At 70.4% G+C, this 23,827-nt stretch carries 20 protein-coding genes, 1 rRNA gene and 1 pseudogene; 13 read left to right on the forward strand and 9 right to left on the reverse strand.

All coding sequences use genetic code 11. The features are described from left to right. The 4 genes from rrf to MKK53_RS00300 form a co-directional block, all read left to right on the forward strand. A 5S ribosomal RNA gene (rrf, locus tag MKK53_RS00285) occupies positions 1-108 on the forward strand; the annotation flags it as partial. A gap of 234 nt (positions 109-342) precedes the next feature. Next, positions 343-1,041 carry a response regulator transcription factor gene (locus MKK53_RS00290; protein WP_243925798.1) on the forward strand — a complete coding sequence of 233 codons (699 nt, stop codon included), beginning with the start codon at positions 343-345 and terminating at the stop codon, positions 1,039-1,041. Beyond that, positions 1,038-2,489 (forward strand): sensor histidine kinase, encoded by a 1,452-nt coding sequence (locus tag MKK53_RS00295; RefSeq protein WP_243925800.1) that lies wholly within the window; start codon positions 1,038-1,040, stop codon positions 2,487-2,489. Before MKK53_RS00290 ends, MKK53_RS00295 begins: the two co-directional genes overlap by 4 nt. A gap of 126 nt (positions 2,490-2,615) precedes the next feature. Beyond that, complete coding sequence (locus MKK53_RS00300) at positions 2,616-3,401, forward strand: 3-hydroxybutyrate dehydrogenase (protein WP_243925802.1); 786 nt, start codon at positions 2,616-2,618, stop codon at positions 3,399-3,401. A 46-nt stretch (positions 3,402-3,447) separates the two neighbouring features. Here MKK53_RS00300 and MKK53_RS00305 read toward each other — a convergent pair whose 3' ends face one another. Together MKK53_RS00305 and meaB are read right to left on the reverse strand one after the other, a co-directional pair. Continuing rightward, positions 3,448-3,825, reverse strand: a complete 378-nt coding sequence (locus tag MKK53_RS00305) for a CsbD family protein (RefSeq protein ID WP_243925804.1) — start codon at positions 3,823-3,825, stop codon at positions 3,448-3,450. Between the two features lie 134 nt (positions 3,826-3,959). Next, positions 3,960-4,946 (reverse strand): methylmalonyl Co-A mutase-associated GTPase MeaB, encoded by a 987-nt coding sequence (gene meaB, locus MKK53_RS00310; protein WP_243925806.1) that lies wholly within the window; start codon positions 4,944-4,946, stop codon positions 3,960-3,962. A gap of 337 nt (positions 4,947-5,283) precedes the next feature. Here meaB and MKK53_RS00315 point away from each other — a divergent pair, with 337 nt between their 5' ends. The 9 genes from MKK53_RS00315 (at position 5,284) to MKK53_RS00355 (ending at position 16,042) form a co-directional block, all read left to right on the forward strand. Beyond that, positions 5,284-6,312, forward strand: coding sequence for an alpha/beta hydrolase (locus MKK53_RS00315; protein WP_243925808.1), 1,029 nt, complete (start codon positions 5,284-5,286; stop codon positions 6,310-6,312). Positions 6,313-6,484: 172 nt separating this feature from the next. Continuing rightward, on the forward strand, positions 6,485-6,823 hold the full coding sequence (locus MKK53_RS00320; protein ID WP_243925810.1) for a hypothetical protein: 339 nt from the start codon (positions 6,485-6,487) through the stop codon (positions 6,821-6,823). A gap of 215 nt (positions 6,824-7,038) precedes the next feature. Next, the gene (locus MKK53_RS00325; protein ID WP_243925835.1) at positions 7,039-8,067 is read left to right on the forward strand and encodes an esterase; all 1,029 of its coding nucleotides are present in this window, start codon (positions 7,039-7,041) and stop codon (positions 8,065-8,067) included. A gap of 110 nt (positions 8,068-8,177) precedes the next feature. Beyond that, entirely contained in the window at positions 8,178-8,333 is a 156-nt protein-coding gene (locus MKK53_RS00330; protein ID WP_243925812.1) for a hypothetical protein, read from the forward strand. Positions 8,334-8,474: 141 nt separating this feature from the next. Beyond that, complete coding sequence (locus MKK53_RS00335; protein WP_243925815.1) at positions 8,475-9,128, forward strand: protein-L-isoaspartate O-methyltransferase family protein; 654 nt, start codon at positions 8,475-8,477, stop codon at positions 9,126-9,128. A gap of 220 nt (positions 9,129-9,348) precedes the next feature. Beyond that, the gene (locus MKK53_RS00340) at positions 9,349-10,725 is read left to right on the forward strand and encodes a TolC family outer membrane protein (RefSeq protein ID WP_409564246.1); all 1,377 of its coding nucleotides are present in this window, start codon (positions 9,349-9,351) and stop codon (positions 10,723-10,725) included. A 147-nt stretch (positions 10,726-10,872) separates the two neighbouring features. After that, positions 10,873-11,499: a PopZ family protein gene (locus tag MKK53_RS00345; protein WP_243925819.1), complete on the forward strand. Its 627-nt coding sequence runs from the start codon at positions 10,873-10,875 to the stop codon at positions 11,497-11,499. Positions 11,500-11,584: 85 nt separating this feature from the next. Beyond that, positions 11,585-14,302 (forward strand): valine--tRNA ligase, encoded by a 2,718-nt coding sequence (locus tag MKK53_RS00350; protein ID WP_243925821.1) that lies wholly within the window; start codon positions 11,585-11,587, stop codon positions 14,300-14,302. A 225-nt stretch (positions 14,303-14,527) separates the two neighbouring features. Further along, positions 14,528-16,042: a Do family serine endopeptidase gene (locus MKK53_RS00355; RefSeq protein ID WP_243925823.1), complete on the forward strand. Its 1,515-nt coding sequence runs from the start codon at positions 14,528-14,530 to the stop codon at positions 16,040-16,042. A gap of 140 nt (positions 16,043-16,182) precedes the next feature. Here the strand turns inward: MKK53_RS00355 and MKK53_RS00360 are convergent, their stop codons facing one another. The 7 genes and pseudogenes from MKK53_RS00360 to MKK53_RS00390 form a co-directional block, all read right to left on the reverse strand. Then, positions 16,183-16,890: a phosphorylase gene (locus MKK53_RS00360; RefSeq protein ID WP_409564247.1), complete on the reverse strand. Its 708-nt coding sequence runs from the start codon at positions 16,888-16,890 to the stop codon at positions 16,183-16,185. Between the two features lie 316 nt (positions 16,891-17,206). Then, positions 17,207-19,204: a squalene--hopene cyclase gene (gene shc / locus MKK53_RS00365; protein WP_243925825.1), complete on the reverse strand. Its 1,998-nt coding sequence runs from the start codon at positions 19,202-19,204 to the stop codon at positions 17,207-17,209. Between the two features lie 41 nt (positions 19,205-19,245). Next, positions 19,246-20,532 (reverse strand): hydroxysqualene dehydroxylase HpnE, encoded by a 1,287-nt coding sequence (gene hpnE, locus MKK53_RS00370; protein WP_243925827.1) that lies wholly within the window; start codon positions 20,530-20,532, stop codon positions 19,246-19,248. Next, positions 20,532-21,383, reverse strand: a complete 852-nt coding sequence (hpnD, locus tag MKK53_RS00375) for a presqualene diphosphate synthase HpnD (RefSeq protein ID WP_243925829.1) — start codon at positions 21,381-21,383, stop codon at positions 20,532-20,534. Before hpnD ends, hpnE begins: the two co-directional genes overlap by 1 nt. Next, positions 21,380-22,276: a squalene synthase HpnC gene (hpnC, locus tag MKK53_RS00380; protein ID WP_243925831.1), complete on the reverse strand. Its 897-nt coding sequence runs from the start codon at positions 22,274-22,276 to the stop codon at positions 21,380-21,382. The genes hpnD and hpnC overlap by 4 nt, the downstream gene beginning before the upstream one ends. Beyond that, on the reverse strand, positions 22,273-23,301 hold the full coding sequence (gene hpnA / locus MKK53_RS00385; RefSeq protein WP_243925833.1) for a hopanoid-associated sugar epimerase: 1,029 nt from the start codon (positions 23,299-23,301) through the stop codon (positions 22,273-22,275). Before hpnA ends, hpnC begins: the two co-directional genes overlap by 4 nt. A gap of 311 nt (positions 23,302-23,612) precedes the next feature. Beyond that, a pseudogene (locus MKK53_RS00390) lies at positions 23,613-23,827 on the reverse strand (1-deoxy-D-xylulose-5-phosphate synthase); the annotation flags it as partial.

Below are 23,827 nucleotides of genomic sequence, written 5' to 3' on the forward strand. Positions count from 1 at the left end.
CTCGAGCGGCGTGCCCAGAACCCGATCCCATCTCGAACTCGGCCGTTAAACACGCCAGCGCCCATGGTACTGTGCCTCAAGGCACGGGAGAGTCGGTCGCCGCCAGACCCGCACAACGCAAATCTCCATTCCCTCTCACGACGATGAACGAAAGAGCCGCCCTCCGGGGCGGCTTTTTTGTGCTTCCGGCCATGGATGACCAAGTCGTCATGTGGCGGCGATGCACCCGTAAGGCCCGCGGCGCCATCGTCCTCCCTTTCCCGGAATCTCCGGGGCAGGGGAGGGGGCATGCTCGCCGAGCCGCATTCCGCAACATCGCCGCGTGGGCTAAGAGGCCCGGTCATGCGCCTTCTGGTCATCGAGGACGATCGCGACGCGTCCGCCTACATCGTCAAAGCCTTCCGGGAGCTCGGCCACACGGCCGACAGCGCGGAGAACGGGCTCGATGGATACGCCCTCGCCAGCGAGGGGGCCTACGATGTGCTCATCGTCGATCGGATGCTGCCCAAGCTCGACGGGTTGTCGGTGATCCGCTCCCTGCGCGAACAGGGAATCGCGACGCCGGTGCTGATCCTCTCCGCCCTCGGGCAGGTGGACGACCGGGTGAAGGGACTGCGCGCCGGCGGGGATGACTACCTGCCGAAACCCTACGCCTTCTCCGAACTCCTCGCTCGGACCGAAGCCCTGGCACGCAGGCGGGGGGGAGCCTCCGGCACCGCGGAGGACACCCGCTACCGGGTCGGGGATCTGGAACTCGACCGCCTGTCCCACCGGGTCAGCCGCGGCGGGAAGGACATTCCCCTGCAGCCGCGGGAATTCCGCCTGCTCGAATATCTCATGCGCCATGCGGGCCAGGTGGTCACCCGGACGATGCTTTTGGAGCATGTCTGGGATTATCACTTCGACCCCCAGACCAACGTGATCGATGTCCACGTCTCCCGGCTTCGCAGCAAGCTCGACAAGGGGTTCGCCCATCCGATGATCCACACGGTCCGCGGGTCCGGCTACGTGTTGCGGGCCGAGGAAGGTGGGGCGGTGTGATCGCATCCTCACCGGAGGGCGAGGCCGGCCCGCGGGAATCCGCCGCCGCGCGGGTGTCGAAGCTGTTCCGCACGACGGCGTTCAAGCTGTCCCTGGCCTATCTCGCCGTCTTCGCCATCTGCGCCTTCCTGGCCCTGGGCTATGTGGCGTGGAATGCCCGGGCCGTGCTGGACGATCAGATCGTCTCCACGATCGACGCCGAGATCAACGGACTCTCGGAGCAATACAACAGCGGCGGCCTTCGGAGACTGATCAGCGTGGTCGAGCGCCGGTCCCGCGAACCGGGCGCTTCGCTGTATCTCGTGACCACCGCCAACGGTGACCACGTCGTCGGCAACGTCGCCTCCGTGCCGGCGGCGGTGCTGGCCAAACCGGGGCAGAGCGAAGTCAGCTACGGACGGGGCGAGGCGAATGCGGAAGAGCATTTCGCCATCGTGCAGGTCTTCACCCTACCGGGTGGGTTCAGGCTGCTGGTCGGACGGGACACCGAGGAACGGGACCGGCTCCGCGCGGTGATCGGGCGGGCCTTCGCCTCGTCCCTGGCGGCTGTGATCATCCTGGGGATCATCGGGGGATGGCTCGCCGCGAGCCGGGTGCTCGCCCGCGTCGATGCCATGACGCGGACCACCCGCGCGATCATGGCGGGCGACCTCGATGATCGCCTCGCCGTGTCGGGCAATGGCGACGAACTGGACCGCCTAGCCCTGAACCTCAACCAGATGCTGGAGCGCATCGGCGAGCTCATGCGCGGGATGCGCGAAGTTTCCGACAACATCGCCCACGACCTCAAGACTCCCCTGACCCGCCTGCGCAACCACGCCGACGCGGCCCTGCGCAGCGCATCCACCCCGGAGGAGCTGCGGGCCGCGCTGGAGGGGGTGATCGATGAGGGCGACGGGCTGATTCGTGTCTTCAATGCCCTTCTGACGATCGCGCGGCTGGAGGCCGGCAGTGCCGGCGAGATCATGGCCCCCCTCGATCTCGGCGCGACCGCCCACGGCGTCGGCGAACTCTACGAGGCCCTGGCCGAAGACAACGGCCTCTCCATCGAAGTCCAGGCCGGCGCCGACGTGATCATCGAGGCGAACCGCGAGCTCATCGGACAGGCCCTGGCCAACCTCATCGACAACGCCTTGAAATATGGGACGCCCGACGGGGGCGAGCCCAGGCGAATCGTGATCACGGTGCAGGCGAGGCCCGGTCTGGCGCATCTCAGCGTCGCCGATCACGGCCCCGGAATCCCGGACGACGAGCGGGAGCACGTGTTGACGCGCTTCGTGCGGCTGGAGAAGTCGCGCTCGCGCCCGGGGTTCGGCCTCGGCTTGAGCCTGGTGAACGCCGTGGTGCGCCTCCACCGGGGGACGTTGCGTCTGGCCGATAACGGCCCCGGATTGCGGGTGGAGATCACCCTTCCGCTCATCCAGAGGCACCTGCCGGAGGGGGAGTGACGACGTGACGGCGCCGCGAGGTCCCGCCCCCGGGCGGGCTATGACCGTGGACATCACCCTACGGTTCGGCGAAGTGCTGCACGGAGATCTCGCCTGACTCGCCCCCCCGCCGTCCCGGAGGTTGCCATGACGCTGAAGACCAAGACCGCCCTCGTCACCGGTTCGACGAGCGGCATCGGCCTGGCCATCGCCCGGGCCTTTGCCGCCCAGGGCGCCGACATCGTCATCAACGGGTTCGGCAAACCCGAGGCGATCGAGCGTGAGCGCAGCGCCATCGAGACGGATTTCGGGGTGCGCGCGCACTATTCCGGCGCGGACATGTCCAAGCCGGCCGAGATCGACGGGATGGTGCAGGAGGCGGTGGCGCGTTTTGGCTCGGTCGACGTGCTCGTCAACAACGCCGGCATCCAGTTCGTCTCGCCGATCGAAGAGTTCCCCGGGCAGAAGTGGGAGCAGATCCTCGCGATCAACCTCTCCTCCGCCTTCTATGCCATGAAGGCGGCGATCCCCGGTATGAAGGCGCGGGGTTGGGGGCGGATCATCAACACCGCGTCGGCCCACTCCCTCGTCGCATCGCCGTTCAAGTCCGCCTACGTGGCGGCCAAACACGGCATCGCCGGCCTCACCAAGACCGCGGCGCTGGAACTGGCGGCGCACAAGATCACGGTGAACTGTATCTCGCCGGGCTACGTCTGGACCCCCCTGGTCGAGGCGCAGATTCCGGACACGATGAAGGCCCGGGGCCTGACCAAGGAGCAGGTCATCGAAGACGTGATGCTGAAGGCGCAGCCGACCAAGGAATTCGTGACCGTGGATCAGGTGGCCGCCCTCGCGGTCTTCCTCTGCTCCGATGCCGCCAGCCAGATGACGGGCGCGAACCTCGCCATGGATGGCGGCTGGACCGCGCAGTGACGACAATGTCGGCCCCGCCGCCGGTGTGGCGGGGCCGTCGTTCCAGTCAGCGGCGCCCGTGCACCAGCAGGGCGAGGCCGTAGCCGACTGCGCCCGCGATGAGCAGGGCGACCATCGGGTTCTCCTCCACGCGGGCGCCGACGGCAGCCCGGCCCTCGCGCAGGTACGAGCCGCTGCGCTCGTAGGCGTCGCTGGCGTAGTCGCCGGCCCGGTCGTAGGCATCGCTCGCATAGTCCGAGGCGCGGTCCGCCACGTCGCGGGCGGTGTCCTTGGCCTGTCCGTAGGCGTTCTGCGCCTGGCCCTGGGCGTCGCGGAAGCGACCCTCCACCGAGTCGCGATTCGACCCGACAACATCGCCTGCAGCGCCCTGCACCTTGCCGAGTGCCTCCTTGGCTCCCCCGACGATCCGATCAGTATCCACCATGGTACTCTCCTCGACGCGGCCTTCTGCGCCGCCCGTGCGGACGCGCGGCGCCTGCGTCCACCGAACGCGCGAGACGCCGTTTGTTCACCGCTGCGGGGTGATTTTCTTCCCGTAGTCGGCTCGGATGGGAGGGGCTACAGGCCGATCAGCTCCGCGATCCTCGCCGCGCCGGCGGCCGGCGAGACCTCGCCGCGGCCGACACCGGCTTCGGCCTCGGCCGTCTTCTGGCGCACCTCAGCCGAGCCGACGAGCCGCTGGTGAAGGCGCTCATGCACGAGCGCCCACATCCATTTCACGTCCTGGCCGCGCCGTTTCCCCGCGATCTCGCCGGTCGCCGTCAGCTTCTCGCGGTGATCGACGATCTTCGCCCAGAGGGCGTCGAGGCGGAGGTTGTGGAAACCGGAGATCGTGACGACGGGGGGCGTCCAGGTCGCCGAGGCCGGCGTGAGGATGTGCAGCGCCGCGCGGTATTCCGAGGCGGCCGCACTGGCCCGCGCCTCGGCCTCGCCCACGTCCGCCTTGTTCACGGCGATCATGTCGGCGAGTTCGAGGATGCCCTTCTTGATTCCCTGCAGCTCGTCGCCCGCGCCGGGGAGCATCAGCACGAGGAAGAAGTCGGTCAGGTCCGCCACCGCGGTCTCCGACTGGCCGACGCCGACCGTCTCCACGAGGATGACGTCGAAGCCCGCCGCCTCGCAGAGCAGCATGGTCTCCCGGGTCTTGGCCGCCACGCCGCCCAGGGTGCCGGAGGAGGGTGAGGGCCGGATGAACGCCTTCGGGTCGTGCGAGAGGCGGGCCATGCGGGTCTTGTCGCCGAGGATCGAGCCGCCCGTGCGCGACGACGAGGGATCGACGGCCAGCACCGCGACCCGGTGGCCCGCGGCGGTGAGGTTCGAGCCCAAGGCGTCGATCGTGGTCGACTTGCCGACCCCCGGCACCCCGGTGATGCCGACGCGGATGGCGTTCCCGGTCTGCGGCAGCACCGCGTCGATCAGGGACGCGGCCGCGGCCCGGTGGTCGGCCCGCTTCGATTCCACCAGGGTGATGGCGCGGGCCAGCGCCGCCCGGTCGCCGGCCAGCAGCCGTTCCTTGAGGGAGTCGATGTCGAGCGCAGCAGCCATGTCCCTTTCATGGCCGGGGCGGGGCCCGGCGTCGAGGGGGCACCCTCAACCGGTTCTGGGAAAGCGCGGCGGGGGACAGGCTCTGAAGGTCGCAGGCGACCGGACCGGCGGCGATCGCGCCGTAAGGTTAAGGCGAGGCGGACCGCCGCGCGGCTTCGGCAAGTCGAGGCGGGCGTAGGTGATTTTCCGCACCACGCGCGGTGATTCGCCCATGGCCGCCACGGCACTGGCCGTCCCGGTGGCCGCAGAATGACCGCCCGTGCCCCGCCTTGGTCACGATCCTCAGCTTACGGTTCCGCTTCAAGGGCGGCGCGGCCGCTCGAGCACCTCGCGGATCATGTTGCCCCGCCCTCCCTCACGCCGCTTCCTCCTCCGTGCCGGCGCCTTCGCGGCCGCGGCCGGCATCGCCCCCTCCCTCGGAGGCTGTGTCACCGACGATCTCGGATCGGGCGCGGCGCTTCCCGAGAAGCAGTCGGCCCTGGATGTGATGCCGGTGCTGCTCGTGGCGACCACGCGCAAGCCGGTCGGCAATCCCCCGCGTCCGCCGTGGTTCTCGTCGGACCGCGGCAAGGGCCTGAGCTTCGCCGAGGTACGGCTCTCGCCGCCCGACCGCTCCCTGCTCGGCAAGGTCTCGGCGGTCATCACCGGCGACTGGACCGTGGGCGCCGTGCCGAAGGTCGAGTCCGGGCCCGGCGCGGCGGACGCCTTCACCCAGGCCGCCCTCGGCCGCGACGTGCTCATCTACGTCCACGGCTACCGCGAATCGTTCGATTCGGCGGCGGTCAGCGCGGCCCGCCTTTCGGACGGCATCCGCTTCAAGGGGGTCTCCGCCCTCTTCACATGGCCCTCGGCCGCCGCCACCTTCGACTATGCCTACGACCGCGAGAGCGCCATGTGGTCGCGCGATGCCTTCGAGGATCTGCTGAAGGCCCTGGCGGCGGCGCCGAGCGGGGGGCGCATCTTCATCGTCGCCCACTCGATGGGAACGCTCCTGACGCTCGAAACCATCAGGATGCTGCGGGCCGAGGCGGGCGAATCGGCCATGGCGCGGATCGGCGCGGTGGTCTTGGCGGCGCCGGACATCGATTTCGACCTGTTTTCCAACGGCGTCGCCCGGCTCGGCCCGGACGTGGCGAAGATCACCGTCATCTCCTCCACCAACGACCGCGCCCTCGAACTCTCGGCGGCCATCGCCGGAGGAACGCGGGCGGGAGCGGCCGACCGGGCGAAGCTCGAAGCCCTCGGGGTGCGGGTCGCGGACGCGTCCGACTACGGCGGCGGCCTCATCAACCACGACCTGTTCCTGTCGAATCCGGAGGTGCAGGGCGTGGTCAAGCGGGCGGTGTCGCGGGGCGCCGGCGCCTGACCCAGTGACGGAGCAAGGCTCCGCCGGCGCATGAACTCGTCTGCGCCGGGCTTGGCCCGCGGCGGCTTCGCCCCTACAGGAGCCGCGTGCGGCGACACGCCTCCCGAGGGCAGCCGCATCACGCGGCCCGCCCGGGAGCGTGCAGGCGCGGTCTGAAGAGAGGATGCCGGCCATGTTCACCCTGGAAATCGAGGGCACGGCTGTCGCGGTCATCAACAGCGATGAGGCCGCGGCCCAAGACCTGTTCACCTGCGACGGCTTCAAGGAAGACATCCGGACGATGACGAGCGGCGGCAAGCCGCTCTGGGACGGCAAGGCCGCGCTGACGGTTCGGCCCGCCAACGAGGACGAGATCGAGGTCTTCGAGGACGCCCTCGCCGAAGATGACGGCGAAGGCGATTTCGTGGACGACCCGCGCCACGCCGATGCCGAGCCGAGCGAGGACGAAGAGGACGAGGCCGACATCGTCTTCCTCGTCGACATCGACGAGGACGACACGGCCCACGCCTGACGCCGCCACCGGTCTCCCCCACGGCGGGGAGACCGGATTCCGCGGGGGACCGGAACGACGGGGTCGGCCGATCTCCCGTGGAACGGCCGAGACGCCCCTCGCCCATCCCGGCCGGTTCGTGGCATGTGGGGCATGCGGGCGATCCGGATCCCGCATCGGTTCCGCCGCCCCCACGGGCAGGGCGGGCCAGGCGAGGTTCGAGAACGGTGACCCTGATGCTGCGCGCCCTGTTCGGTCTGGCGGCCCTCGCCGCGGCGTCGGTTCCGGCCACCGCCGCGGAGGCGCCGCCGCCGCCGCTCACGATCTCGGCCCAGGGCAGCTTCTTCGTCGGCGGCCGGGACGTGGCGTCCGAATCCCTCTCGACCCTGCCCGCCTACGCCGCGGCCGGGACCATCACGGTCGATCAGGTCTACGTCCGGTACCAGATCCCGGTCTCGCCAACCCGCACGCCCCTCGTCCTGATCCATGGCTGCTGCCTGACGGGGAAGACCTGGGAGACCACGCCGGACGGGCGGATGGGCTGGGACGAGTATTTCGTCCGCCAGGGCTTTCCGACCTACGTCATCGATCAATCCTGGCGCGGCCGTTCGGCGGGTAGCCCCGCTGCGATCAACGCCGTGAAGAGCGGCAAGGCCAACCCCGATACCCTCCCGGCGGTCTTCTCCGCCGGTCGTGAGCCCGCCTGGACGATCTTCCGGTTCGGCCCCGAATTCCCGAAGGTGTTTGCGGGGATGCAGTTTCCCCTGGAGGCGCAGGCCGAGTTCTGGAAGCAGATGGTGCCGGACTGGTCGGCCTCGCTGCCGGTGCCGAACCCCACCGTGCCGGCCCTCTCGGAGCTGGCGAAGCGCCTCAAATCCGCGGTGCTCGTCTCCCACTCCCAGTCGGGCATCTATCCGTTCCAGACGGCCGCCCTCGACAGGTCCGGGATCCGGGCGATCGTCGCCATCGAGCCGGCCGCCTGCCCCGATCCGGCCAAGGACGACCTCGCGCCCTACAAGGACCTGCCGATCCTGGTCCTGTTCGGGGATTACGTGGACCAGTCGTCCCGCTGGGCTCCGCGCCTGAAGCTCTGCCGCGCCTTCGTCGCCGCGGCGAACGCGGCCGGGGGACGGGCCGAGCTGATCCTGCTCCCCGAGATCGGCATCCACGGCAATTCGCACATGCTGATGCAGGACAAGAACAGCCTCGAGATCGCCGACTGGCTGTCCGGCTGGCTCGACAAGCGGGCCCCCGTGAAGGGCTGAGCCGGGGCCCGGGTGTGGCCGCGCACGCCGGACGCCCCTGTCGATGTAACCCCGGATGGTGCGCTGCGAAAAACGCCCCAGATGAGAGATCTCGTCGGGGGTGCACCACCATGAATGCTTGTCAGGATCGAACCGGAGCGGGCCGTGCGGCCATCGCCGGGTTGGCGCAGCTGGTGCTGGCCCTCGCCACCGGCCTGCCCCTGCGCTCAGCCGAGTCGCTGGTGCCCCGCGCCGAAGATCGCCACGATTCGTATTTCGGCCTCTGAGGATATCCCGCATCGCGGTGCCGGCGACCACCGCGTCCTTGCCTTTTGCCGGTCGATCTTCGAAAACCCGCCGCGAAGGCTCAAGCTTGCGTCGATCGACTGCGGCGCGGCCGACCGACCGGTCCGGGGACGAGGTATCCGATGCTCGATTACGCGCAGGCGCGGCGGATGATGGTCGACTGCCAGTTGCGGACCTTCGACGTGAACGACAACGCCGTTCTCGACGCCTTTGATTCGGTGCCGCGCGAGTCCTTCGTCCCGAAGAACCAAGAGCCCTTCGCCTATATCGACCAGCCCCTCCGGCTGGGCGCGGTGGAGGGCGACGTCCGGGTGACGCCGGCGCCGATGGTCCTCGGGCGGATGATCCAGGCGCTGAAGCTGAAGGCCGGCTCCCGCGTCCTCGATGTGGCGACCGGCTACGGATACGCCGCCGCGGTGATGGAGCAGCTGGGCGCGACGGTCATCGCCCTCGATTCGATCCCCGACCTCGTGACGGCCGCCCAGGAGCGCCTGGCCGGCAAGGCCTCGGTGGTCGAGGGGCCGCTGCGGGCGGGTGCCCCGGCGGAGGGCCCCTTCGACGCGATCCTGATCAATGGCCGCGTCGAGACCCGTCCCCAGGCCCTTCTCGATCAGCTCAAGGACGACGGCCGGCTCGTCTGCGTCCTCGGTCCCGACCGGGGCGCCAAGGTCACGGTCTTCGTGCGCGCGGGGGACGCCTTCGGATCGCGCCCGCTCTTCGACGCCTCCCTGCCGGGCCTGTCGGCCTTCGCTGCCGAAGCCTCCTTCGCCTTCTGAGCCGGCTGAGGGGAGTGTCGCCTTTATGCGCCACCCTCCGATGAATCCGGCCCGGCGGCCCCGACAGGCCGTGCCGAATTAACGACTTCCGGCTAAGGTCACCCTAGGGCGGGCTTGTTCGGACGGGTGCGTATCAACGCACGGTCGCTGCGAACGCAGCGGAGATCCGAGACATCGAGGGCCGCGAGGATTGAGCACTGTGAGTCTACGAGTGCCGAAAATCCGCTCCGCGTATCGCCGTGCCGGCCTCGCCGCCACGGCGGTCGCCGCGGTATTGGCGGCCATGCCGGCGAACGCGGAGACGCTGGAGGGGGCCCTGGCGCGGGCCTACCGCGGGAACCCGCAGCTGAACGCCAGCCGGGCCACCACCCGGTACACCGATGAGAACGTGGCCATCGCCCAGTCCGGATACCGGCCGACGGTGACCCTGAGCGCCGATGTGGGCACGCAGTACACCGATGGGCGGTTCACCGGTGCCACCCTCAACCAGACGCTGACGCCGGGCGGTGCCGGCCTCGTCATCAGCCAGAACCTGTTCAACGGCTTCCAGACCGACAACAACGTCCGCCGCGCCGAATCGACTGTGTACAGTCAGCGCGAGACGTTGCGCTTCACCGAGCTGACGATCCTGTACAATGCCGTTCAGGCGTACATGAACGTCCTGAGCAACACGGCGACGCTGGAGCTGAACCGCAACAACGTCGAGGTGCTGGAAGAGCAGCTGCGCCAGACCCGCGACCGCTTCAACGTCGGCGAAGTCACGCGGACGGACGTGGCGCAGGCGGAGGCCCGCCTCGCGGGTGCCCGCTCCCAGGTGAGCAGCGCGGAATCCTCCCTGCGCACCTCCATCGGCATCTATCGCCAGAACATCGGCGTCGAACCGCGCTCCCTTGCCCCGGGACGCCCCCTCGACCGGTACGTGCCGGGCAGCCTCGACGCGGCGATCTCCACCGGCCTGCAGGAGCACCCGCAGATCATCTCGTCCATCCACGCCCTGGATGCGGCCGAGGCGCAGGTGAAGGTCCTCGAAGGCCAGCTCTACCCGCAGGCGACGGTGCAGGGCAGCGTCTCCCAACGCTACGACACCACGTTCCCCGGCGATTCCGGCGTCACCGCTTCGATCATCGGGCGGGTGTCGATCCCGATCTACGAGGGCGGTCAGGTCTACGCCCAGGTGCGCCAGCAGAAGGAGCTGGTGGGCCAGTACCGGATCCAGGTCGATCAGATCCGCGACCAGGTCCGGGCGCAGATCGTCGATTTCTGGGGACGGCTCGAGGCGGCCAAGGCGCAGGTCATCGCCGCCCAGGCGCAGGTCCAGGCCAACGAGGTCGCCCTGAACGGCGTCCGCGAGGAGGCCCGGGTCGGCCAGCGCACGACCCTGGACGTCCTCAACGCGCAGCAGGAACTGCTGAACTCCCGCGTGAACCTGATCGTCGCCCAGCGCGACCGGGTGATCTACTCGTACGGCGTCGTGCAGGCGATGGGGCAGCTGACCGCCCGCTTCACGTCCCTGCCGGTGGAACCCTACAGCGCGAAGATCCACTACGATCAGGTCAAGGATCTGTGGTTCGGCCTGCGCACGCCCGACGGGCGGTGAGCGGCCGGCCGTTTCTGGCCGACGGTCGATTTTTCCCGAGGACTGTGCTGTCCGCACGCTTGTCGTAGCTCAGCGCCGTGAAATACTGAGTTGCGGTCCACAGCGGGCCGCCTTCCGGTCTCTTTCGCATCCGAGCGCGCCGTCGTCATGAGTGCAGCAAGCCCCCAGGTTCAGGACAAGGCTGGCGAGAAGGCGCACGAGCCGTCGATGGAGGAGATTCTCGCCTCCATCCGGCGCATCATCGCCGACGATCAGGGGGCGAAGGCGAGCGAGCCGGAACCGGAGCCCGCCGACATCGATGACATCCTCGACCTCGCCGAGGCCGCCGAGCCGGTTCCGCCGCCCGCGCCGCCGATCGCCCTGGTGAGGCCGCCGGAGCCCCCGGCGCCCAAGCCGACCCCCCTCGATCTGGACGAGATCAGCTTCGAGGATCTGGCCGAGGAGCCCGAGGAGTTCGCGCCCTCGCCCCCGCCGAAGCCCGCCGCCAGGGCGCCCGAGCCGCCGCCCACACCGCGGGTCGAGCCGGCCCCCGCGCCCCGTCCCGCGCCCGCGCCCGCCGCCGAGCGTCTCATCTCGGCGGCGACGGATGCCAGCGTCGGCAACGCCTTCAACCTGCTGGCCCATACCGTCCTCACCAGCAATGCCCGCACCCTGGAAGACATCGTGCAGGACATGCTTCGGCCGATGCTGAAATCGTGGCTGGACGACAACCTGCCCGTGGTGGTCGAGCGCCTCGTGCGGGCCGAGATCGAGCGGGTCTCCCGCGGGCGCTGATCCTCCCGTGTTGACGCGGGCGTCCTGACGGCCGAAAGCGAGGCTCGATCCCTGGGGACAGCCCGCTTCCGGCCCGACACGCGCGATGATGGACAAAACCTTCGATCCGGCCTCCGTCGAGGCGCGCATCCGCGCCGCGTGGGAAGAGGCCGGCGCCTTCCGGGCCGGGCGGCCCGAGCGGGCCGGCGCCGCACCCTACTGCATCGTGATCCCGCCGCCGAACGTGACGGGCTCCCTGCACATGGGGCACGCCCTCAACAACACGCTGCAGGACGTGCTGTGCCGCTTCGAGCGCATGCGCGGGCGCGACGTGCTGTGGCAGCCGGGCACCGACCATGCGGGCATCGCCACCCAGATGGTGGTCGAGCGCAGGATGGCCGAGCGCCGGGAGCCGGGCCGGCGGGAGATCGGCCGCGAGGCGTTCCTGGAGAAGGTCTGGGCCTGGAAGGCCGAATCCGGCGGCGCCATCGTGGAGCAACTGAAGCGGCTGGGCGCCTCCTGCGACTGGACGCGCGAGCGCTTCACCATGGACGAGGGCCTGAGCCGCGCCGTGCTCAAGACCTTCGTGGATCTCCACGGGGACGGGCTGATCTACCGCGACAAGCGCCTCGTGAACTGGGATCCGCGGTTCCAGACGGCGATCTCCGACCTTGAGGTGCAGCAGGTCGAGGTGAAGGGCCATCTCTGGCACTTCGACTATCCGGTGGTGGACGCCGCCGGGGCCGAGACCGGTGAGGTCGTCACGGTGGCCACGACCCGGCCCGAGACGATGCTCGGCGACACGGCGGTGGCGGTGCATCCGGAGGACGAGCGCTACACGGCCCTCGTCGGCAAGTTCGTGCGCCTGCCCCTGGTCGGCCGGCTCATCCCCATCGTCGCCGACAGCTATTCCGACCCGGAGAAGGGCACCGGCGCGGTCAAGATCACCCCGGCCCACGACTTCAACGACTTCGAGGTCGGCCGCCGGCATTCCCTGCCGATGATCAATATCCTCGATCCCGAGGGGCAGATGCTGCTGGCGGGCAACGAGGCGTTCCTTGCCGGCGTCTCGCCGGAGGCGGAGGCGCTCGCCCTGCACGGCATCGACCGGGCGGCGGCGCGCAAGCGCGTGGTGGAGCTCATGGAGGAGCGCGGGCGCCTGCGCACCATCGAGCCCAACACGCATATGGTGCCGCACGGCGACCGTTCGGGCGTCGTGATCGAGCCCTACCTGACCGACCAGTGGTACGTGAACGTCAAGCCACTGGCCGAGCGGGCGATGCAGGCCGTGCGCGACGGCAAGACGACATTCGTGCCCGAGAACTACGAGAAGATCTTCTTCCAGTGGCTCACCAACATCGAGCCGTGGTGCATCTCGCGCCAGCTCTGGTGGGGCCACCAGATCCCGGTCTGGTACGATGCCGAGGGCGGTATCTTCGTCGCCGAGAGCGAGGAGCAGGCGCTGGCCGCCGCGCAGGCCAAGCACGGCCGCGCCGTCTCGCTCACCCGTGACGAGGATGTCCTCGACACGTGGTTCTCCTCCGGCCTGTGGCCGTTCTCGACCCTCGGCTGGCCCGACAAGACGCCCGAGCTCGCGCGTTTCTACCCGACCAACACCCTGGTGACCGGCAAGGACATCCTGTTCTTCTGGGTCGCCCGGATGATGATGCTCGGCTTGCACGTCACCGGCGAGGTCCCGTTCGACACCGTCTACCTGCACACGCTGGTGCGGGACGCCTCCGGCGCCAAGATGTCGAAGTCGAAGGGCAACGTGGTCGATCCCCTCGACCTCATCGAGCAGGTCGGGGCCGACGCCCTGCGCTTCACCCTCTGCGCCCTGGCCGTGCAGGGCCGCGACATCAAGCTCTCCACCGACCGGGTGCAGGGCTACCGCAACTTCGCGACGAAGCTGTGGAACGCCGCCCGGTTCGCCGAGCTGAACGGCTGCCGGCTCGATCCGGCCTTCGATCCGCGCACGATCGGCGGCGCCATCAACCGCTGGGCCCTGGGTGAGGCCGCCCGCACCGTCGCCGAGGTGGAGGCCGCGCTCGCCGCCTATCGCTTCAACGACGCCGCCAACGCGGCCTACCGCTTCACCTGGAACATCTTCTGCGACTGGTATCTCGAACTCGCCAAGCCCGTGCTGCAGGGGGAGGGGGTCGATCCGGCCGCGCGGGCGGAGACCCAGGCGAGCGTCGCCTTCCTGATCGATCAGGTCGCCAAGATCCTGCACTCCTTCATGCCGTTCCTCACCGAGGAGCTGTGGGGGATCAAGGGTGAGGGGATCGAGGGGCGTGGCCTCCTCGCCCTGGCGTCCTGGCCTGACCTCGCCGGGCTCGCAGACCCGGCCGCCGAGGCCGAAGTGGGCTTCGTGGTCGACCTCATCGGGCAGATCCGCTCGGCCCGGTCGGAGACGAACGTCCCGGCCGGCGCACAGATTCCCCTGGTCCTCGTCGGGGCCGATCCCGCCGTGCGGGCGCGGGTCGAGGCGTGGCGGGAGACGCTGGTGCGCCTCGCCCGCCTGTCGGAGATCGGCTTCGCCGATGCGCCGCCGGCCAAGTCGGTGCAGCTCCTCGTGCGCGGCAGCGTCGCGGCGCTTCCCCTCGAAGGCATCGTGGACCTCGCCGCCGAGGTGGCACGGCTGAAGAAGGAGAAGGCCAAGGCGGAGGGGGAGATCAAGAAGGTCGACGCCAAGCTCGCCAACGCCGACTTCGTCGCCCGCGCCCCCGAGGAGATCATCGAAGAGAACCGCGAGCGCCGCGAGGCCGAAAGCGCGCGCCTCGTGAAGATCGACGAGGCCTTGGCCCGCCTGAGCGGGGATTGATCCGGCGCACCCGGTGCCCGGCGCGAGGCCCCGGAACCCTGGTTCAGGGCGGGGCCTCACGCTGGATGATTCCGCGCGGTGAAAGCCATCCCACCGGGCGGCGTCCCCGCCACCTGACAAAACGGTAATCTGCCCGCCACACCGGGGTGAGGGCTCGCCCCTTACAAGGACCCATCGACGGCCGCCCAAGGCGTCGTCCCGATCCTTCCGAGGTGTGAGAGCCCCATGACCGACCCCCGTACCGCCCGCCGCTACTCCCGCCGTGCCCTCGCCTCCGTCGCCGCCGCGGCGCTGATCGCCGGCGGGGCCGTCGGGGGTGGTTATCTGCCGGCCGCGACCCCTGCCTTCGCTCAAGCCCTGCCGAAGACGCCCATCGAGGCGCCGGAGCATCCGCCGGGCTCCTTCGCCGGCATCGTCAACAAGGTGAAGCCCGGCGTCGTCTCGGTGAAGGTGAAGCTCGACGACTCGGCGGGCGACGACGAGGACGGCGGCGGCAACGGCCAGAACCTCCAGAACGTCCCGCCGCAGCTGCGCGAGTTCTTCAAGCGCTTCGGGGAGAACGGCCCCAACGCGCAGCCCCAGCACCGTGGCGGCCGCGGCGCCGTCGGCTCGGGCTTCATCATCTCGGCGGACGGCTACGTGGTGACGAACAACCACGTCGTGGACCATGCCAAGAGCGTGCAGGTCACCCTCGATGACGGCCGCACCCTGGATGCCAAGGTGATCGGCAAGGACGCCAAGACTGACGTGGCGCTCCTGAAGATCAACGAGGGCAGCAACTTCCCCTACGTGCAGTTCGGCAAGGCCGCACCGCAGGTGGGTGACTGGGTGGTGGCCATCGGCAACCCGTTCGGCCTCGGCGGCACGGTGACGGCGGGCATCGTCTCGGCCCGCGGCCGCGACATCGGCGCCGGCCCCTACGACGACTTCCTCCAGATCGACGCGCCCATCAACAAGGGCAATTCCGGAGGCCCGACCTTCAACGTCAACGGCGAGGTGGTCGGCGTGAACACCGCCATCGCCTCCCCTTCGGGCGGCAGCGTCGGCCTCGCCTTCGCCATCCCGGCCGAGACGGTCCAGGCGGTGGTGGAGCAGCTCCGCACCGACGGTAAGGTCGCCCGCGGCTACCTCGGCGTGCAGATCCAGCCGGTGACGCAGGACATCGCCGAGGGTCTGGGGCTGGACAAGGCCAAGGGGGCCCTGGTCGATCACGCCGAGAACGGCACGCCCGCCGCCAAGGCCGGCCTGAAGTCCGGCGACGTCATCGAGAAGGTCAACGGCGAGACCGTGGACAGCGCCCGCGAGCTTTCCCGCCGGATCGCCTCGATGAAGCCGGGCGCCAAGGTCGAGCTGAGCTACCTGCGCGGCGGCAAGTCCGACGTGGCGTCGGTCACCCTCGGCACCATGCCCACGGACGGCACCAAGGTGGCGGCCCGTGAGGAGGACGGGACGGGGCAGGTGCGCCTCGGCCTGGGCCTCGCCCCGGCCGCCCAGGTCGGCCTCGCCGACCAGGGCGTGGCGGTGGTGCAGGTGGATCCGGATGGCCCGGCCGCGGCGAAGGGCATCGAGCAGGGCGACCTGATCCTCGACGTCGGCGGCCAGTCGGTCTCCAGCCCCTCGGACGTGGTGGCCCAGGTGCGCTCGGCCGAGAGCAGCGGCCGCAAGGCGGTGCTGATGCGGGTGAAGAGCGCCAAGGGGCAGACCCGCTTCGTGGCGATCTCCCTCGGCAAGGCCGGCTGAGCCTCGTCCTCCGGGCGGGCCCGTCCAGGGGCCCGCCCCCTTTCGTGGTATTCCCCCCGACTGGCGCCGGTCTCCCCGACCGGCGCCTTTTTATATGGGGCCACGCGATGCGCCCCCGAACGGCCCGACCGGAGACGGTCTCAGGCTTGGGGGGCTGGCGGCGGGGGAAAGCCGAGGCCGGCGCCCAGACTTTGGCGGCAGCGGGCCAGAACGGCGAAGGCGGCGTTCGAATCCCGGCCGAGGCGCATGAGGTCGCCGATTCTCGCCCGGCCGAAGACCAGGGCCGAGAGCACGCCTCGGATGTCGGGCTCGCCGTCGGGCGTCAGGGCGTTGGCGGCGAAGGCGGGCAGGGCCCGGTCCGCGGGGTCGCAGATCACCCGGAGGGCGGCGAAGGGCAGGCCATGGCGCCCGGCGAAGGCCGCGGCCACGTGGGATTCCATGTCCACGGCGGCGGCGCCCGTCCGCTCCCGCAGCTCCGCCTTGTCGGCCACCGCCAGCACGGCGGCATCGACGCCCGCGAGGTCGGCCGAGATCACCCGGTTCGAGAGGCCGGCGAGGAGGCCGACCATCGCGGCGGCGGCGTCGAGGTCCGCGGGCCTCCGCCCGTCGGCGGTGGCGATGCCGGTGCCGACCACGACGTCCCCCGGCTTCAAGGTGGGATCGAGCCCGCCCGCGATGCCGAAGCTCACCACGGCCCGGCAACCCGGCAGGGTCCGCGCGTCGAGGAGCAGGCGCAGGCGGGCGGGATCGCCCCCCGCGCCGACGGCCTCCACGCCAGCCCCCCCGGCGATGCGGCGCTCGCGGCCGAGGCCGGTCACGGCGAGGACGGGGGCTGAGGGATCGATCATGGCGCGGGGCTGGATCAGGCCCGCGAGCGTGCCGGGCATGCGCCGGGGCCGGGGCGGATCGTTATCGGAGGATGACACGGGAGACGTCGGTCGAGGGGGCCGCCCACCGGGCGGGTGAAGGCCGTCTTAACAAAGGACACCGCCCGCGTCGTCCCGCCCGGCGGCGGAAACCGCCCCACCGGCCGCGGCCTTCTCGCCCGCCTGCTTCAGCGACATCGTGAGCGGAGCGGAGCAATCCAGGATAGCGGGCCACCGCCACGCGGCGCGGACCCTGGATTGCGTGGCTGATGCGCGGGAAGGCGGCGAGGGCCGTCGCCTACATCCCGTAGGCGACGCGGCCGGTGTTGCTGAGCTTCAGGTTCCGGTAGCGCGCCAGAGCCCAGAGGGGGAAGAACTTCGGGTAGCCGTGGTAGCGCAGGTAGAACACCCGCGGGAAACCCGTCGCGGTGTAGCGCTCCTCGCTCCAGAGCCCGTCGCCATCCTGTGTGCGGGTGAGGAAGTTGATGCCCCGCGTGACCGCCGGATCGTCCGTCACTCCCGCCGCCATGAGAGCGAGCAGCGCCCAGGCGGTCTGGGACGCGGTGGACGAGCCCGGCTCGAAGGCCGGGTCGATCTTGTAGGACGAGGCGTCCTCCCCCCAGCCGCCATCCGGATTCTGGATGCGGATGAGCCACGACACCGCCTTCTGGATCCGCGGATCGACCGGGCTGATGCCCGCCGCGTTCAGGGCGTTCAGCACGGACCACGTGCCGTAGATGAAGTTCATGCCCCAGCGGCCGTACCACGACCCATCCTCCTCCTGATCGTTCAGGAGGTAGTTCACGCCCCGGTCGAGGGCACGGCACGATTCGCGGGTCTCGCCGAGCTGCGCCAGCATCCCGACCACCCGGGCCGTCACGTCCGCGGTCGGCGGGTCGAGGAGCGCCCCGTGATCCGAGAACGGGATGTGGTTCAGGTACATGTAGTTGTTGTCGGCGTCGAAGGCGGCCCAGCCGCCATCGGCCGATTGCAGGCCCTCGACCCATTCCCGGGCGCGGGCGATGGCCATCTTGTAGTCGGGCATGCCGGCCACGAGGCCGTGCTGGCGCATGGCCCGGTCCATGGCCATCACCACGACGGCGGTGTCGTCGAGGTCGGGGTAATGGGCGTTGGCGTACTGGAACGCCCAACCGCCCGGCCGGACCTTCGGCTTGCGCGCCGCCCAGTCGCCGACGATGTCGAGCACCTGACGGGGCTTCAGCCAGTCGAGCCCGGCGCGGGCCATGGCCTCCGCCTCCGGGCCGCCGGCCTCGAGGAAGGCGTGGCTCGCCAGGGCCGTGTCCCAGACCGGCGAGACGCAGGGCTGCACGTAGGCCTCGTCGTCCTTGATGACGACGAGCTTCTCGATCGCCTCCAGGGCGACCTTCACCTGCGGGTGGTCGGGCGTGTAGCCCATGATCTCGTACATCAGCACCGAGTTGACCATCGGCGGGAAGATGGCGCCCAGGCCGTCCTCACCGTTCAGGCGCTCGCTCACCCAGGCGCGGGCCTTCTCCATCGCCCGCTGGCGGGGGCGGCGGGGGAACAGGTGTTCGGTGCTCTGGAGGATGCGGTCGATGAAGCCGAAGATCGGCGTCCAGGGCCACGTCGCATGGGGCGAGGCGGGCCAGGAGCGGACGCTCTCCGGCGGGGTCACGAACAGCTCCTGCACGCCGATGCCGCGCGGGTTCTTCGCCCGCGGCTTGGTGGCCTGCAGGACGAACATGGGCACCATGGTGCAGCGCGCCCAGTAGCTCACCTTGTCGATGTGGAAGGGGAACCACTTCGGCAGGAACATGATCTCGACGGGCATCACCGGCACGGCCCGCCACGGCACCTGGCCGTAGAGGGCGAGCATGAACCGGGTGAACACGTTGGCGTTGGCCGCGCCGCCGCGGGCCAGGATCGCCTCGCGGGCCCGGCGCATGTGCGGCGCCTCGATGTCCTCACCGATCATCTTCAGGCAGAAATACGCCTTCACCGTCGCGCTCATGTCGAACGGCCCCTCGTGGACGAGGGCCCAGCCGCCATGCGGCCCCTGCGTGCGGCGCAGGTAGTTGCCGATCTTCTGCTCCAGGTCCGCGGCCGGCGGATGCCCGCGGAAATGGTGGAACAGGATGTACTCGGAGGGGATGGTGGCATCGGCCTCGAGCTCGAAGCAGATATGCCCGTCCCGGTGGGCCAGGGCGCCCAGGGCGCGCGTTGCCGCGCCGACGCTGCGCTCGACGGCTTCCAATGTGATGTCCTGGGTCTTCGGACGCTGCAGCGCCTCTACTTTCTTCACGGCCTCTCTCATCGGTCCTCGCCTCACGGTCGCGGCGCTGCAACCGCCATGCCTCAAGCTGCGCCGCGCGCAGGTGATGCCGCACACATCAGCGTGTGGGCGGCCGTCTTGCCGGAGCGGATCGCCCCCTCGATCGTCGATGGCAGGCCCGTGGCGGTCCAATCGCCTGCCAGAACGAGGTTCGCGTGCCGCGTGCGCGCATGCGCCCGCCGCGCGGCCTCGGCCGGCGTCGCTGCGAATGTCGCGCGCTTCTCCTTGACGATCTGCCAGCCAGGCAGTTCCGGCGCAAGATTGCCGAGAGTTGCGATTTCCCCCCAGATCTGCCGCGCGAGGTCTTCCCGCGGCACGTCGAGGAGGCGGTCCGCACCGGAAATCGTTACGGAATAGCGGTCGGAATAGGCGAAAAGCCACTCCGTAAGACTGTTCACCACGCCGAGAACCAGCGGGCTGCCGGGCTTCGGAACCACCGCGAAATGGGCGTTCACGATGGAGCGGAACTCCCGCGGCGTGGGGATTTCGGGCAACAGGTCGGCGGTGACCCACGGCGGCAGGGCGAGGACCACCGAATCGTCGGCGCCGACGGTCTCCGGCCCGTCCGCGAAGACGAGGGCCGTCACCCGATCCCCCGCCGCCTCGATGCCGCGCAGCCGCCGGCCGAAGCGGATGTCCGCGCCACGCTCGCCCAGGGTGCGGATCGCCGGATCGACGAAGGCGTAGGAAAGGCCCTTCTCCGCCACCATCGGCCTGCAGGCCCGCCCGCCCGCCCCGAGCGTCTCCCGCAGGATCCGGGCGGCGAGCCCGACATCGCTGTCGCGGGGCTCGGTGTTCAGGGCGGCCAGCAGCACCGGGTGCCACAGGCGCTCGTAGAGCGGCCCGGAGCATTCCATGCTCTCGCCGATCGTCCCGCCCGCGCCCTCGGCCTTGCCGGAGGCCGCGCGGAGGATGCCGAGCGGCGCGAGGTAGTCGCGGGCGCGGGTGCCCGGCACCCGGCGCGACGGGCTCAGCACCCACCACGGCAGCCGCCCGGCATTGGGCCGCAGGGTCCAGCGCTGGCCGGACTTGAGGTCGGCGAAATCGAACGCCGCCTCGTCCGGCCCGACGAGGGCGTCCGCCGGGGCATCGACCTCGCGCAGGAAGCCGAGGGCGTCGGCATTGCCGGAGAGCAGGAGGTGGTTGCCGTTGTCGAGGGTCAGGCCGAGGGCCGGATCGAAATACGAGCGGCAGCGCCCGCCGGCCTGCTTGGCGGCCTCGTGCAGGACCACCCGCCTGCCGGTCCCGCTCAGGGCGACGGCGGCCGACAGGCCCGCGAGGCCGGCGCCGACGATGTGGACGGTTGCCATCACACGAGACCGTGGCGAAGGGCGACGAGGATCAGCGGGAGCTTGCCCGGCTTCACCCTGGCCCGGGGCGGCGTCCAGCCGCGGGCGACCACCGCCTTGAGGTAGAGGTGGTAGGCCCCCGCCATCAGGCGCGCCGCCTTGGTGGCCTTGCGCGGGTTGCGGCCGATGATCTCCCAGGTCGCCCGGTAATGCGCCTCGGCCTCCCGGGCGACGGCGGCGCAGACTTCGCCGATGCGCGGATGCATGATCGCCTGCATCGGCGTCGGGTTCTCGAGGCCGATCCCCGCGAGCTTCTCCCGCGGGAGGTAGAGGCGGTCCCGCTCGGCATCCTCATCGATGTCGCGCAGGATGTTGGTGAGCTGCAGCGCCCGGCCCTGATGCCACGCGAGCTCGATGCCGTCGGCCTCCGCCATGCCGAAGATCCGCACCGACAGCCGCCCCACCGCACTCGCGACCCGGTCGCAGTACAGGTCGAGGGTGGCCTCGTCGGGGGCGACGATATCCTCCTGCGCATCCATGGCCATGCCGTCGATGACCGCCTGGAAATCCTCGCGCTTCAGGCCGAACTGCGCCACCGGCCCGACGAGGTCGCGGGTCCGGGCCACCGGCCGGCCGGCATAGAGGGCGTCGATATCGGCCCGCCAGCGGTCGAGTTCGACCCGGCGCACCTCCCGCGGGCCGCCGTCGTCGGCCACGTCGTCCACCGCCCGGCAGAAGGCGTAGACGGCGTACATCGCCTCCCGCCGCTCCTTCGGGAGCAGGCGCATGGCGATATAGAACGAAGAGCCCGCGGCCGGCAGGGCGGGGGCTTCGGCCTCGCCGGCGGCGGCCGGCGTCGCGGTGGCGCTCAACGGGGGGCTCCCTGAATGGCCGCGCGGACGATCCGCCCACGGAACGGGCGCCGGGCGAGGGTCGCGGCGGCCCCGCGCAGGGCGAAGAGGGCGAAGGCCGCCTTGCCGTGGTGGACCTTCTCGGAGAGCGGGTCGCGCTCCAGCAGCCCCTCGGACAGCACCACCGCGAGGCGGTGGATGACGGCGATCTCCAGGGACAGGCGGGTGTCGTCGATCAGGTCGGGCAGGCGCGCGCCCTCGTCCAGCAGGCCGAGGCACTTCTGCGCCAGCTCGCGGAACACCGCCCGGAGGGGGGGGGGCGCCTTCGCCTCGCCGAGCATGGCGACGGTGGCGCCGTGCCGGTCCAGGCAATCCTGCGGCAGGTACACCCGGTCGAGGTCGCGATAGTCCTTCCCGCAATCCTGCAGGTGGTTGATCACCTGGAGCGCCGCGCAGATCGCGTCGGACGGCCCCCAGACCCGGGCCGGGTCCTCGCCGTGGATGTCGAGGACGAAGCGGCCGACCGGCATGGCCGAGTAGCGGCAATAGTGGATCAGCTCGTCCCAGTCGGCGTAGCGGTTCTTGCGCGCATCCATGCGGAACGCGTCGAGCAGCTCCAGGGCATGGCGGGGCGGCAGGCCGCGGGCCGCGAGCTCGGCTTTCAGGGGCGCGGCCTCCGGGTCGGCGGGGCCCGCCCCCGTCAGGGCGTCCGCGAGGCCGTCGAGGAGGGCGATCTTGCGCTCGGGGGAAAGGTCGGCGTGGTCGGCCACGTCGTCGCCCGCACGGACGAAGTTGTAGAAGGCCAGGATCGCCCCGCGGTGGCGCGGGTGGATCAGGTGCGAGGCAACGGGGAAGTTCTCGTCCCGGTGGCCCTTGCCGGAGCGGGTGGCGCTGGCGCTGTCGAGGCTGGTCATTTCAGGTATCCCGCACCCCGGAACCAGTCGATCGCGTCGGACAGGCCTTCGCGATACGGACGCGCCGTGTAGCCCAGTTCGGCCCGCGCCTTCCGATCGGAGAAGAACATCCGGTAGCGCGACATGCGGATGCCGTCGATCGTCGCGAAGGGCTGGTGGCCGGTGAACCGCGCGGCGAGCTGGGCGAAGAAGGCCACCGGATAGACCACGGCCCGGGGCAGGTTCACCGTGGGCGGCTTGCGGCCGACCATGCCGGCGATGTCGGCCAGCATCTGCGACAGGAACACGTCCTCACCGCCGAGGATGTAGCGCTCGCCGATCCGGCCCCCGTGCAGGGCGAGGAGGTGGCCGTGGGCCACGTCGTCCACATGGGCGAGGTTGAGGCCGGTATCCACGAAGGCGGGCATCTTGCCCAGCGCCGCCTCCTGGATGATCCGCCCCGTGGGAGTCGGCTTCACGTCGCGGGGGCCGATGGGCGTCGAGGGGTTCACGATCACCGCCGGCAACCCGTCGCGGGCGACCATCTCTTCCACCACGCGCTCGGCCACGACCTTGCTGCGCTTGTAGGCGCCGATGGCGGTTTCCGGCGTCAGGGGCATGGTCTCGTCGGAGGGCGTCACACCATCCGCGGGCGGGCGGATCGTGGCCACGCTCGACGTGTAGACCACCCGCTCGACGCCGGCATCGAGGGCCGCCCGCATCATCAGCCGGGTCCCGTCCCGGTTGGTGCGGACGATCTCCTCCATGTCCGGTGCCCACAGGCGGTAGTCGGCGGCGGCATGGATCAGGTAGCGCTGGCCGCGCATCGCCGCCGCGACGGAGGCGGGGTCGCGCATGTCGCCTGTGACGATCTCAACGTCGGGCCACGTGAGGTTGGTGCGGGGGCTCGTGGCGCGCACGAGGACGCGCACCGGGAAGCCGGCCCGGCGGAACACGTCGACCAGGGCCGAACCGAGAAAGCCGCTCGCGCCGGTGATCAGCACGGGGCCGGCCTCGATGCGGCCGGTGGGGGTGGCCTCAGCCATCGCTCGTTTGAATCATCACGCCATGCTGCGGCGGCGGGGGATACCGCAGCGCAGCGCTTGTGTCATCGAACCGCCGGGGCGGCAAGTTGCGGGACAGCGCAGCCGCCCCGCAATGGGGGATGTGCCGGCACTCCCCCGTCATCGCGGGCGCGGAGAAGCAATCCAGGGATCCGCCCCGTTCCGACCCGGCCCGATGCCCTGGGTTGCTTCGCCTCGCTCACAACGGCGGTACAGGGGCGTGAGGACCTTCCGAATTTCCGTCAGACAGTCAGACCGAGGGGAGACGGTGGGACCTCTCGCGCCGCGATGCCTCAGGCCAGACGCAACCGCGAACGGCCTTCCTTCCGCTCAGGAAGCGTGTCGGTGGCGACCTTGACGATGCTTGCGGCATCGAGGCCGGCCTCGGCGTACATCTTCTCCGGCTTGTCGTGGTCCTGGTACGTGTCCGGCAGGGTGAGCGTCCGCACCCGGACCCGGCCCGCATCCAGCGCGCCCTTCTCGGCCAGCAGGTGCAGCACCATCGCCC

Source organism: Methylobacterium sp. J-076, assembly GCF_022829405.1.
GTDB lineage: Bacteria > Pseudomonadota > Alphaproteobacteria > Rhizobiales > Beijerinckiaceae > Methylobacterium.